The organism is Lacinutrix mariniflava (genome assembly GCF_001418015.1).
GTDB classification, from domain to species: Bacteria; Bacteroidota; Bacteroidia; order Flavobacteriales; family Flavobacteriaceae; genus Lacinutrix; species Lacinutrix mariniflava.
The window spans coordinates 138,750-152,118 of record NZ_LIQG01000017.1; the positions used below are offsets into that span (position 1 = coordinate 138,750).

The 13,369-nt window shown below is 29.8% G+C and carries 13 protein-coding genes; 12 read left to right on the top strand and 1 reads right to left on the bottom strand.

The window, feature by feature from the left end; all coding sequences use genetic code 11:
* Position 1 precedes the first annotated feature (1 nt).
* The 10 genes from ASC44_RS02040 (at position 2) to ASC44_RS02085 (ending at position 10,294) form a co-directional block, all read left to right on the top strand.
* On the top strand, positions 2 to 1,597 hold the full coding sequence (locus ASC44_RS02040; protein ID WP_055445959.1) for a bifunctional aspartate transaminase/aspartate 4-decarboxylase: 1,596 nt from the start codon (positions 2 to 4) through the stop codon (positions 1,595 to 1,597).
* A gap of 238 nt (positions 1,598 to 1,835) precedes the next feature.
* Positions 1,836 to 2,459 carry a MarC family protein gene (locus ASC44_RS02045; protein WP_055445960.1) on the top strand — a complete coding sequence of 208 codons (624 nt, stop codon included), beginning with the start codon at positions 1,836 to 1,838 and terminating at the stop codon, positions 2,457 to 2,459.
* A gap of 85 nt (positions 2,460 to 2,544) precedes the next feature.
* A complete protein-coding gene (gene kefF / locus ASC44_RS02050; protein ID WP_055445961.1) occupies positions 2,545 to 3,141 on the top strand; it encodes a glutathione-regulated potassium-efflux system oxidoreductase KefF in 597 nt (198 codons plus the stop codon).
* Between the two features lie 4 nt (positions 3,142 to 3,145).
* On the top strand, positions 3,146 to 5,035 hold the full coding sequence (locus tag ASC44_RS02055) for a monovalent cation:proton antiporter-2 (CPA2) family protein (protein ID WP_055445962.1): 1,890 nt from the start codon (positions 3,146 to 3,148) through the stop codon (positions 5,033 to 5,035).
* 6 nt (positions 5,036 to 5,041) lie between these two features.
* On the top strand, positions 5,042 to 5,920 hold the full coding sequence (locus ASC44_RS02060; protein WP_055445963.1) for a helix-turn-helix domain-containing protein: 879 nt from the start codon (positions 5,042 to 5,044) through the stop codon (positions 5,918 to 5,920).
* Between the two features lie 113 nt (positions 5,921 to 6,033).
* On the top strand, positions 6,034 to 6,912 hold the full coding sequence (locus ASC44_RS02065) for a nuclear transport factor 2 family protein (RefSeq protein WP_083476223.1): 879 nt from the start codon (positions 6,034 to 6,036) through the stop codon (positions 6,910 to 6,912).
* A gap of 245 nt (positions 6,913 to 7,157) precedes the next feature.
* A complete protein-coding gene (locus ASC44_RS02070; protein WP_055445964.1) occupies positions 7,158 to 7,535 on the top strand; it encodes a nuclear transport factor 2 family protein in 378 nt (125 codons plus the stop codon).
* A gap of 6 nt (positions 7,536 to 7,541) precedes the next feature.
* Positions 7,542 to 8,690 (top strand): ergothioneine biosynthesis protein EgtB, encoded by a 1,149-nt coding sequence (gene egtB, locus ASC44_RS02075; RefSeq protein ID WP_055445965.1) that lies wholly within the window; start codon positions 7,542 to 7,544, stop codon positions 8,688 to 8,690.
* A 3-nt stretch (positions 8,691 to 8,693) separates the two neighbouring features.
* Entirely contained in the window at positions 8,694 to 9,641 is a 948-nt protein-coding gene (locus ASC44_RS02080; RefSeq protein ID WP_055445966.1) for an L-histidine N(alpha)-methyltransferase, read from the top strand.
* Positions 9,638 to 10,294: an aspartate/glutamate racemase family protein gene (locus tag ASC44_RS02085; protein WP_055445967.1), complete on the top strand. Its 657-nt coding sequence runs from the start codon at positions 9,638 to 9,640 to the stop codon at positions 10,292 to 10,294. Before ASC44_RS02080 ends, ASC44_RS02085 begins: the two co-directional genes overlap by 4 nt.
* A 35-nt stretch (positions 10,295 to 10,329) precedes the next feature.
* Here ASC44_RS02085 and ASC44_RS02090 read toward each other — a convergent pair whose 3' ends face one another.
* Positions 10,330 to 11,061, bottom strand: coding sequence for an NUDIX hydrolase (locus tag ASC44_RS02090; RefSeq protein WP_055445968.1), 732 nt, complete (start codon positions 11,059 to 11,061; stop codon positions 10,330 to 10,332).
* 380 nt (positions 11,062 to 11,441) lie between these two features.
* Here ASC44_RS02090 and ASC44_RS02095 point away from each other — a divergent pair, with 380 nt between their 5' ends.
* Both ASC44_RS02095 and ASC44_RS02100 read left to right on the top strand, forming a co-directional pair.
* The gene (locus ASC44_RS02095; protein WP_241491393.1) at positions 11,442 to 12,200 is read left to right on the top strand and encodes a hypothetical protein; all 759 of its coding nucleotides are present in this window, start codon (positions 11,442 to 11,444) and stop codon (positions 12,198 to 12,200) included.
* A gap of 85 nt (positions 12,201 to 12,285) precedes the next feature.
* Positions 12,286 to 13,353 carry a substrate-binding domain-containing protein gene (locus ASC44_RS02100; protein ID WP_241491394.1) on the top strand — a complete coding sequence of 356 codons (1,068 nt, stop codon included), beginning with the start codon at positions 12,286 to 12,288 and terminating at the stop codon, positions 13,351 to 13,353.
* Positions 13,354 to 13,369: the final 16 nt, after the last annotated feature.

Consider the following 13,369-nt stretch of genomic DNA (forward strand, 5'->3'; position numbering starts at 1 on the left):
AATGAAAAAACAAGAAGAAGTAGAACTTAATACGTTAAGTCCGTTTGAAGTAAAAGATACACTAATTAAATTAGCGAAATCTAATCATCAACATTCAATGATTAATGCAGGTAGAGGTAATCCAAACTGGATTGCAACAAAGCCTAGAGATGCCTTTTTTCAACTTGGTTTATTTGGTTTAGAAGAAAGTAAAAGACAATTTCAGGAACTAGACGGTTTTGGTGGTATTACAGATAAAGATGGTATTACAAAAAGATTTCAAGCGTATTTAGCTTTAAATAAAAATGTTATTGGGTTACGTTATTTAAATGACTTATTTCAATTTGCTGTAGCTAATTATGGTATTGATTCAGACGATTTAATGTTTGAATGGGTTAATGGTATTATAGGAAATAATTATCCAGAACCAGGACGCATGTTAAAGCATTCTGAAACTATAGCTCATGCTTATTTAATGAAAGAAATGAGCGCAGGAGCAACACCTCCAGAATCAAAATATGATGTATTTGCTACAGAAGGTGGTACAGCTGCAATGGTTTACATATTCAATTCTTTAAAAGCCAACAAGTTTTTAAAAGCAGGAGATACCATTGCTATTGGGACGCCTATTTTTACGCCTTATTTTGAAATGCCAGCGTTAAAAGATTACGATTTAAAAATGGTCTTGATTAATGCAGACGAAAACGATAACTGGCAAATTCCAGATTCTGAAATCGATAAACTTAAGGATACCAAAGTAAAAGCATTCTTTTTGGTAAATCCAAGTAATCCGCCATCAGTAAAATTAAGTGAGTCTACTTTAGATAAAATTGCCAAAATAGCAAAAGATAGAGAAGACTTGATTTTATTGACTGATGATGTTTATGGATCATTTACAGAAAACTTTACATCACTAGCAATTAAAGCTCCAGAGAGTACCATTTTAGTGTATTCTTATTCAAAATATTTTGGAGCTACAGGTTGGAGACTTGGTGTAATAGCATTAAATGAAAATAATAATTTTGATAAAATGTTAGCCAAACTTCCTGAGGAAGATAAAGTAGAATTGCGAGAGCGTTATGGAACTATTTCATTAAATCCAGATGGTATAAAAATGATAGATCGTTTTGTTGCAGATAGTCGTAGTGTAGCTTTAAATCACACTGCTGGTTTATCTACACCACAACAAATTCAAATGTCTTTATTCTCTTTAGCAACTTTAATTGATACTGAAAATAAGTATAAAAAAGATGTAAAAAAATTGGTTAGAAATAGATATGATAAACTTTATAAAGACTTACCTGGTAAACCATTAATATCTGAAGATAATAAGAATGCAGCATATTATTACACCTTGGTAGATTTCTTGAATTTAGCTAGAGATAAATATAATGAAGCGTTTAGTAAATGGGTTGGCGAGAATTATAACGCTTTAGATCCAGTAATTCGTTTGGCAGAAGAAGAGTCTATTGTAGCTATGCCAGGTGGTGGTTTTGACGGTCCCGATTGGACTATTAGATTCTCACTTGCTAACTCTTATTCTGAAGATTTTGAAAAAATAAGCATTTTAATAAATGATATTATTGATGAATATTATGATGAATTTCAGAATAAATAAAACACAAAATTATTTAAGATTCCGTATTTTTAATTAAAGGTTATTAGTACCTTAAATAAGAAGACAGTATATTTAAATGCTGAGATTAATTTTTATTAATCTCAGCATTTCTTATATTATAAAACAAAAGAGGTTTATCCTTGATTTTTAGAGTTTTAAATAATTAGAAAATAAGTTAAAATTACTTTGGTAGTATAGAAGTAATTTAATTTTTTTGCAGATTAAAATTTCACAATTAATGGATAACTTAATTACATTTTCAATTACCGTATTTACAGGTTTTTTTGCTATAACAAACCCTATATCAAACATGACTGTTTTTGTGTCTTTAACCAAAGGTGCAGATAAAGTAACAAAAAGAGCAATTAATAAAAAAGCAAATATTATAGCCTTTATAATTGTAACGGTTTTTATTCTTTTAGGTAAATATATTTTTGAGTTATTTAACATTAGTATTCCAGCATTTAAAATAACAGGAGGTATTTTAATATTTTTTATCGGTTTTGATATGTTACAATCAAAACAGTCGAATGTTAAAAGCTTAAATAATGTACATATAGACGAAGATATTGCGGTTTCACCGTTAGCTATTCCTATTTTAGCAGGACCAGGAACCATTGTAACTGCTATGAATTTTGTATCTAATGCAGCACCGTTACAAATGTTTTTAGTAATTGCTATTTTTGGATTTATGAGCTTGTTAACCTTTTTTACATTTAAATTAAGCGATCTTATTGTTAAATTAGTGGGACATAATGTAATTTCTGTAATAGGAAAAATAATGGGTTTAATAATAGCCATTATAGGTACTGGTATGATTATACAAGGAATTAAAATTTCTTTTGATTTAATAGCTAAATAGAATTATAAGCTTTAACCAAACATTTTAGCCATGGTCGTGGTTCATTTTTTATAGCGATAAGAATAAATTTTAGACACCAAATAAAATGAAAAAAATACTAGTTCTATTTTCTCATCCAAAATTTGAAAAATCAAGAGCAAATACTGCATTGGTAAATCATATAAAAGATATTGAAGGTGTGACATTTCATGATTTATATGAACGTTATCCAGATTTTAATATAGATGTTTCAGCAGAAAAAAAATTATTAAATGCACATGATATTATTATCTGGCACCATCCATTTTATTGGTATAGTTGTCCGCCATTAATGAAACAGTGGATTGATATGGTGTTAGAATTTGGTTGGGCTTACGGTCCAAATGGAAACGCATTGCAAACCAAAACATGTTTAAATGTTATAACTACTGGAGGTTCTAGAAAAGTGTATTGCTCAGAAGGTAGTAATAGTTTTACAGTTCGTCAATTTTTAAGACCGTTTGAGCAAACTGCTAATTTATGTGGGATGCAATATTTACCACCATTTGCAGTCATGGAAACACATAAATTAAGTGATAGTGATTTAAGTAACTATGCTTTAAAATATGTCGAATTAATTACTTTGCTTAAACAAAGTCTTTCCAATAGTGATTGTGAAGGATTTTCATTTATAAACGATATTCCGAAACTAAATACACCATAAATTTATGACTGGAAGTATACTTTTTGAAGCCATAGTCTTTTTATTAGGCGCAATTATTTGTGTATCTATTGCTAAAAAATTAGGCTTAAGTTCTGTAATTGGTTATTTATTAGCAGGTGTTTTAATAGGACCTTACGTCTTAGGATTTATAGGTAAAGAAGGTGAAGATATCTTACACTTTGCCGAATTTGGTGTGGTAGTAATGCTATTTTTAATTGGCTTAGAAATCGAACCAAAGAATTTTTGGAATATGCGAAAAACCATACTAGGTATGGGAGGATTACAAGTAGGAGGAACCATGTTGCTTTCCTATATTCTGTTTGCTTTACTTGGTTTCGATTGGAAAGTAGCTTTAGTAATCTCTATGGCAGTAGCGCTATCTTCTACAGCAATTGCCATGCAAACGATAAAAGAAAAAGGCTTAATGAATACTACGTTTGGTTCATCTTCTTTTTCTATTTTATTATTTCAAGATATTATTGTCATTTTTATGTTAGGTTTTATTCCATTATTATCTAATACAGACGATAACGCTTCCGCGGAAAAACATAGTGAACATGCCAATTTATTAGAAACACTACCTATTGGTTTTCAGACTTTAGCGATTATTTTATCTGTAGTTTTAATTATTATAGCTGGTCGTTATTTAATTGTTCCAATGCTACGAAAAGTGGCTAAAACAGGAGTTAGAGAATTACTAATTGCTGCTGCTTTATTAATCGTTTTTAGTATTTCTTTTTTAATGGAATATGTTGGAATAAGTCCAGCATTAGGAGCTTTTTTAGGTGGAGTAGTACTTTCAAACAGTGAGTTTAAACATGAGTTAGAAAGTACATTAGAGCCTTTTAAAAATTTACTTTTAGGGTTGTTTTTTATGGCTGTTGGCGCTTCTATTAACTTTATTGTTATTGCAAATAGTCCTTTAGAAATAGGAGGTGTTCTAATAGCGATTGTAGTTATTAAAGCTTTTATTTTGTTTGTAACTGGCCGTGTTTTTAAATTAAAACTAGATCAAAAATTACTACTAACATTTAGTTTAGCACAAATTGGAGAATTTGCCTTTGTATTATTGTCTTTTGCATTTGGTCTTAATATTTTGTCGCAAGATCAAATGGATATGATGCTTGTAATAACAGCTTTAAGTATGTCGCTTACACCAATTATTGGTATTATTAACGAACGTTTTATTCTGCCAAAAATTGGTACTAAAGAATCGATAAAAAGACCAACAGATCATATTGCAAAATCTCAAAAAATTATATTGGTAGGTTTTGGCCATTTTGGAAATACTATTGGACGGTTCTTGCGCTCTCATGGTGTAGAAGCAACCATTTTAGATCATGATTCTAACCGTGTCGATTTTCTACGTAAAATGGGATTCGAAGTGTATTATGGAGATGCTACTCGTCTAGATTTATTAGAATCTGCGGGAATTGCTGAAGCTAAAATAATTATTTGCGCTACTAATAAAATAGAAGTTTCTAAAGCTATTAGTAAAATAGTAAAAGAAAAATATCCTCATGTAGAAATGATGATTCGTACTAAAAACCGCTATGATGCCTACGAACTACTTAATCTTGGTCACGAAAATATTTACCGTGAATCTCTGGAAACGTCATTAACTTTAGCTAAAGATGTGTTGAGTAGAATGGGTTTCAGAAAATACACGCTTAACAGACAAGTACAGAATTTTATTAAATATGATGAAGACAGTCTAAGGCGTCTAGCATCCGAGCCTAAACAAGAAGATAATTACATTTTTAAGGCTAGAAAAGAGCTAGAGCAACAAGAGAAATTTTTAAACGAAGATTTTAAAAGAGGTATTGTAGATTTCGATAGTCATTGGGATAGTGAGCATATTAGAAAAGTTTTAGAAAAAACGAAAGAAGAATAATTACTAATGGAGAAAAGTATTCCACATATTGAATTTGATTCTTTAAAACCAGATAATAGTGGTATTGAAATATTAACAATTGAAAGTATTGCTATACGTAAAACCGAAATAGATCATAGTCCCGAAAAAGCCCACCAATTGGCTTTTAATATGATTGTGTTTTACACTGCAGGAGAGAGTAGGCAGCTGGTAGATTTTGTATGGCATGAGGTGAAAAGGAATACAATCATTCACCTATCTAAAGGCCAAATTAATGCGTTTCAATTTAACGAAGGTTTACAAGGTTACGTAATACTATTTACCGAGGACTATTTAAAAAAGCAAATAAATACATTGCCTAAAAATGAACTAATTAGATTATTTAATGCACATTTATTTTCTCCAATTATTCAAGCTTCTCAAGACTCTAATGTTTTAAATTATATAGAATTATTTCACAAGGAATATTCTAATATAGAAGAAGGCTATAATCAAGAAAACACATATAATGCTTTGTATTCTATTATCTTTTCAAAATTAGAACGCCTAAAACAATACCAAACCTTTCATTTAAAACGATCGGATAAATTAAACAGTTTCTTAGATTTTAAATCTCATTTAGAAACTCATTTTAATACGAGCAGGAATGCAGATTTCTATGCCGAAAAGCTAAACATTACCTACAAACACTTAAATAGTATTTGTAAAGACATGGTTAGCGTTACAGCAAAGCAATTTATTGATGCTTTTGTAATTTTGGAAGCTAAGCGTTTGCTTATAAATTCGGAAATAAAAAGTACAGAATTAGCGTATTCTTTGGGTTTTGAAGAGCCAACCAATTTTGTAAAATATTTCAAGAAACATACAGGATTTACCCCAAACACGTTTAAAAAAGACTACATATAATTTTTTAAGGTTCGATATTAACCATTTTCACAACCATTTTCACCTTTAGTAATCTGTATTGCTATAGTAATTTTGTACTCAGAATTTAACTATTAAAAAACAAATAGCAATACATGAAAGAAACACTTTTAGCAGTAACTCTAGTTTTAACATTAGGAGCATGCAAATCGGAAAAAGGAATAGAAAAGGAATCACTAGTAAAAAAAGAAGTAAAAATGGAATTATCAGTTAAAGATAAAACAATAGCAGTACTAAAAAGTATTGAAACAGGAGACAAAGAAGCTGTAAGTTATATTAATTCAACAAACTATAAGCAACACAACCTTGCAGTGGGAGACGGACTAGCAGGTTTTGGAGCTTTATTGGCTCTTGCACCAGCAGATGGTTTTAAAGTAAATACAGTAAGAGCTTTTGAAGATGGAGATTATGGTTTTGCCCAAACCGAATACGATTTTTTTGGACCAAAAATTGGTTTCGATGTCTTTCGTTACGAAAACGGACAAATTGTAGAGCATTGGGATAACTTAATTGAAACAGCAGCAGCAAATCCTAGTGGTCATACGCAAACAGACGGAACAACTACAATTACAGATTTAGATAAAACAGAAGCAAATAAAACATTAGTTGCTAATTTTGTAAATGATATTTTAGTAAACGGTAAAATGGAAAAATTAACGGGTTATTTTGATGGCGATAACTACATACAACATAACCCAAATATTGGAGATGGTTTATCTGGTTTAGGTCAAGCATTAGAAGCTATGGCTAAACAAGGAATTACAATGGAATATACAACAATACACAAAGTATTAGGCCAAGGTAACTTTGTATTAACCATTAGCGAAGGTAAATTTGCAGGACAGCCAACATCTTATTACGATTTGTTTAGAGTTGAAAATAATAAAATAGCAGAACACTGGGATGTTATGGAGACTATTGCAGCAGAAGCAGATAGAAAAAACACAAACGGAAAATTTAATTTCCCTAATTAATGTCCTAAACCATTAGTTGATTAATTAATAGTAAAAAGGTTATCAATTTGATAGCCTTTTTACTTTAATAACAGTTTAAAGCAAAAGCTTGGAAAACAAATAATAGTTGTCGCTTTAGCTGCTTTTAATATGATTTAATAAATATTTATGAAAACTCCTTTTTAAAATTAATAAATTAGTGGAGAATAAATAATGAATTAAATAGCATTATGACTTATAAGACAAACCAATTTTAACCGTAGAATATGAATTTGGAACAAAACAAAGAAAACGCAATTGCATTTTATAAAACGGCCTATTTAGGGAATCCTAAAAAAGCAATGGAATTGTATGGAGGTGATAATTATAAGCAACACAATCCTTTGGTTGCAGATGGAAAACAGGCATTTATAGATTATTTTGATCGTATGCATAAAGAATTTCCAGAAAAGTCTATCGATTTTGTAAGAATTATTGCTGAAAACGACTTAGTTTCTTTGCACACACATCAAATTTGGCCGGATAACGATCAATATGTTACAATGGATTTTTTTAAATTTGATGATAATGGTAAAATTATAGAACATTGGGATAGCATACAGCAAATTCCAGAAACGGCTATGCACAATAACACGATGTATTAAAATTATATGAGTATTATAACACATTTTAAACAGGTAAGAGCGCAAACGGTATCGTTTTGCAGTCATTTAAATGTCGAAGACTATTCAATTCAAGTAGTTGCTTTTGCAAGTCCAGCAAAATGGCATTTAGCACACACGACTTGGTTTTTTGAAGAGTTTATTCTAAAACCTTTTCTACCCAATTACAAAGTGTTTAACGATAATTATGGCTTCTTATTTAATAGCTATTATAATACTTTAGGAACACGAGTTTTACAATCTAATCGTGGTAATATGTCTAGACCTGGTACTAACGAAATTTTAGAGTACAGAAGTCATGTAGATGAAAATGTCTTAAAACTATTAGCTCAAAATTCTAGTAAAGAATTAACGGATTTAATTATTTTAGGATTAAACCACGAGCAGCAACATCAAGAATTATTGGTTACAGACGTTAAATATATGTTTGGTCATAATTCATTATTTCCTATTTATAAAAAAGATGAAAATCTTTTAAAAGATCATAATACATCTGCGGACACAACACAAATTAACGAAGGTGTTTACACTATCGGTTACCAAGGAAATAATTTTTGTTACGATAATGAATTAGGAGCACATAAGGTGTTTATAAACGATTTTGAAATAAATAATTTTTTAGTCACAAATGGCGATTACATAGCATTTATGGAAGCTGGAGGATATTCAGATTTTAATCTTTGGTTAGATGAAGGTTGGTCTTGGGTAAACAAAAACAAAATAAACGCACCATTATATTGGTTTAAAATAGATGAAATTTGGCATTATTACACTTTGGCAGGTTTACAACCAGTAGATGAAAATGCTATTTTAGGTCATATTAATTTTTATGAAGCTAATGCTTACGCAGAATGGAAAGGGATGCGATTACCAACAGAATTTGAATGGGAAGTAGCATCCAAAGCATTAAATTGGGGAAAACGATGGGAGTGGACGGCAAGTGCCTATTTACCTTATCCAAAGTTTGAAAAAGCAAATGGTGCAGTTGGCGAATACAACGGAAAGTTTATGAGCAACAAAATGGTATTACGTGGTGCATCTGTTGCAACATCTCAAAACCATAGTAGAAACACATATAGAAATTTTTTCAGCCCTTTAGAGCGCTGGCAATACACAGGAATTAGATTAGTAAAATAATACATGATAGAACAATTTAAAGACTCTGTAAACAACGGTTTAAGCGCAAAACATAAAAATTTACCATCAAAATATTTTTACGATAAAAAAGGAGATGCCCTTTTTGTCGAAATTATGGGTTTACCAGAATATTATCTCACGAGAGCCGAGCATGATATTTTTAAAAACCAAACGTCTAATATTATTGGATCTTTAAAATTAGAGAAAGACACCTATTTTGAGTTGATAGAATTAGGTGCAGGAGATGGAACCAAAACCAAAGAATTACTTAAATTATTAAGTAAAGAAGGTTATGATTTTGATTATCTGCCTGTTGATATTTCTCAAAATGCTTTAGATAACCTGGAAAGTAATCTAAAAACTGAATTGCCTTCGGTTTCAGTTAAAACAAAGCAAGGTGACTATTTTGAGGTTTTAGAGTCTTTAAAGCATAGTAAGCATCCTAAAGTAATACTATTTTTAGGTTCTAACATTGGTAACATGAATGATGCTATTGCATCAATATTTATGCAAAACCTAAGCGCTAATCTAAACTTAGGAGATAAACTGTTTTTAGGAGTAGATTTAATAAAACCCGAAGCTATCGTTTTACCAGCATATAATGATAGTAAAGGTGTAACTGCTGCTTTTAATTTAAATTTATTAGACAGAATTAATAAAGAATTGAACGCTGATTTTAATAGAAATAACTTCGCTCATACACCCGAATATAACGAGACTGAAGGTATTGCTAAAAGTTACATAACAAGTACCAAAAATCAGGAAGTGTATATTAAAGCGATAGATAAAACTTTCAGCTTTGCTAAAGACGAAAAGATTCATTTAGAAATTTCAAGAAAATATAATAGTGAAATTCTGAATAAGATTATTTCCAACACACAATTCAGTATTAAAAATAAATTAAGTGACAGTAATAACTATTTTGCTAATTACATTTTAGAAATAGAATGAGTAAATTAGGAATGTTAGGTCTTGGAAGTTTTTCAACGTTGTTTTATATAAAAGAACTTAATGCTTTGTATAATGCAAAACACGGTGGATTTAGTACATGTCCTTTTAAAATGCTGAATGTAGATTTTGATACTATAAACAATCTATTACCAAACACATCTAAAGCTTTAGATGCTATTGTAAAGGACAATTTAAATAAGCTGAAAGCTTTAGAAATAGACACAATTGTAGTACCAAATATAACTTTACATGAAACTATAGATAGGTTAAGTATTGAAGCCAATATTATTCATCCTGTAGAGGAAACTATTTCTAATGTTAAAGAAAACAAGCACACTAATGTTACCATTTTTGGCACATTATATACTATGCAATCCAATTATATTACATCTAAATTTAGAGCAGAAAAAATTAATGTTTTACAAGTTTCAAAAGAAGATAAGCAACAAATAGATGATTTAAGAATAGCAGTATATAACGGTAAAGAAAACCAAAAACAGTTAGAAATATTTAATGAGTTAATTAATAAATATACTGAAAATGGAGTAGTGGTTTTAGCTTGTACAGAATTATCGGTAGCTTATAATATTAAAAACAACCTAGTTTACGACATGGCTAGAATTCAAATAAAAAAATCTGTTAATCCATTGTAATTAATTGCATTAGCTTGGTTTATCTTTAGCATCACTTACATACTAATTAAATAATTTTTACTAAACATTTTTTTGTAAATATCCATACTAAACATATAAAGTTGAGCAGGTTTTTTAGATACACCTACTTGTTTTTCGTCTAAAGCAATAATATATTTTTTGTTAATTAACTTACGTCTAAAATTTCTATTGTCTATTTCTATTCCTAAAATAGATTGATACAAATCTTGCACTTCATTAATTGTAAACTTATCTGGAAGTAGTTTAAATATAATAGGTTCAGACAAACATTTTACTTTTAAATCCTCATAAGCTTCTAATATTATTTTCTCGTGGTCGAAACCAATTTCAGGTAATGCATTAATAGGAAACCACTTGGCATCAAACTTATTATCTTTTAAATCTACATCTTCAGTTTTTAATAAAAAATAGTAAGCTATTGTTACCGTTCTTAGGTTAAATTCTTCATTTTTAATCCAAATTAAGTCTTTAGGGTTTGTTAAACGATCCGGATTTCCGAAAGCCTTAAATTGTTTTTTGTATTGGTTCGTTAATCCTGTTAACTCCTTTAAAACGCGAGTTGCAGAATCGTCTAAAGTTTCATTATTATAAACATGATATCCAGTAAGAACATAATCATCGACTAAAATCTCTTTTTCAGATTCTAAAAAACGTTTTATTAATAAAACATTTAATGATTTAGTATTAGTATCATATCCAAAAACGACACAATCCACAGATAAATTCAATATTTTTTCAGGTTTCATAAAGATATTTCTATTAAATAGGAATTAATATTTTGCGAGGTATAAATGTATGTAAAATTTATTAAACGTCAATTATACATTACAATTCATTGATTGTTATAAAGTATAATATATTCATATTAAGGATAATATAGCATACATAAAAGATAAAATAACATATTTTTTTAAGAATTTATTAGGGTTTTATAATTTAAATATGATACATTTGAAAAAACAAACGTAATTATGACGTTTAAAATTATTTTATAATTTATAATCTTAATAATATGAACATGAGCAAACTAACGTTATTAGAAAATTCTTCTAAGTCAAAAAAGAGCACTACTCAAAAAGTATTTCAATTAACTCTTGGGTTTTTAATGCTTTGTTCATTTAATATAATGTCAGCACAAAAAGAAGAAAACAAAGTTGATGCTTACGAACCTTTTAGTATTGGTGCGCATTTAAAAAACATGCATACTTGGCATGGATTTGTTGTGCATCCTGGAGCATTGTTTGCCACTAATATAGAATACAATACAAAAAACAAGAAATTTACCTTCGGTTTTTGGGGAGGAGCAAGTTTTTCTTCTGTAGATGTAGAAAACATTAACACTGGAGAAAAAGAAAGTGCTTATTATAAGGAGTTTTCAATTTATACAAAGTATCGTTTTTCTGATAAGTTTTTTATAGAAGCTGTATCGCACAACAATTATACTGGAGTAGAAGAAAGAGGAGATAAACTAAGCTATTGGAGTTACGATAAAACACAAGGTTATAATTTTGTAGATCTAAATTTTGGATACAATCTTACACCTAATACATTACTTTATTTTGCTACTATTATTAATGGAGGTTCTGGTGATTATGATTTTAAAGAAAATGGAGATTTAGAAAACTCATGGACTCATTATTTTGAAGTGAGTAGTAAAGTATGGGAAAAGGACAACTCGAGTTTGTCTTTATTTGCAGGTGGCGCTTGGTCCTTTATAACAGATAAAACCTTTTATACTGAAGGTTCAGGGAATATTATAAATGTTGGTGCTACATTTAGTAAAAAACTAGCAATTAGTAATTATAACGTGCCAGTCGATGTTACTGCCATGTGGAATCCAGAACAAGAAAAAACAGTATTGCAGTTAGATATTACATTGTTTTAAATAGGAAATAAAACAGTAATTGCTACTATATAACAATAAGGTATTAACTTACCTATTAGAATAAAACCTTTAAGTAATATTTAAAATGATGAAAGTAAAAAACTTAAGATTGGCCCTAAAATTAATATGTATGCCATTGTTGGCAATCTTATTAAGTCTACTACTAAATAGCTGTGTAGAACATTTGGATGTTAATAAAGCAACGGTTAACAGTGAAGGAGATACAGGAGCTGTTTTTAAAAGTGCTATTGATCTTACGGGCAAAAAAATAGGCTATTGCACACCATCTTTAAATGCACCGTATTATCAAGCTTTATTACAAAGTATAAAAGCTACGACTGAGAAAAATGGTATGATATTTTTATCGGCAGATGGTCAAGATGATATTACAAAACAAATAGCAGCGGTAGAGGATTTAATTACCAAAGGTGTTGATGCTTTATTGTTAAACCCGAAAGATCCAGATGCTTTAGTTGGTATAACGAAAGTTGCAAAAGCAGCAGGAATTCCTGTATTTATTATAGATAGTTCTATAAATCCTTCGGCAGATTTTGTTACAACAATCCAATCTAATAATCTAGCAAATGGAGAGTTAGCAGGCGAGTGGTTAGTTAAAAAAATGGGAAAAACACCAATGAATATTGCTTTATTGAGTGGTAATGCAGGAAACCCAGTAGGTCGTGCACGTAAGCAAGGTTTATTACAAGGTATTACAGAAGAGCAATTACGTACCCAAGGAAAGATTGATCTTAATGTAAAAACGCAAGCATATACTGAATGGTCTTATGCTGGTGGATTAAAAGCTATGGAGGATATTTTAGTAGCGCATCCAGATATTAATGTAGTGATTACAGAGTCTGATGTGTGCGTGTTAGGTGCTATTAAAGCTATTGCACAAGCAGGTAAAACGGATGACATTTTAATAGTTGCAGGAGCAGACGGACAAAAAGAAGCTATTAAATACATTATGGAAACCGATTTTTATGGTTGTACCGCAATGAATAGTCCAGTACAAATTGGAAAAAATGCTGTTAAATATGCAGTCGAATATATGAACGGAAAACGCGATTTTGATAAAAAATCGTATACAGCACCTTTATTAATTACAAAGGAAAATGCTGCTAAGTACTACAATCCTAATGCTTTATTTTAATAGTTAATATCCATTG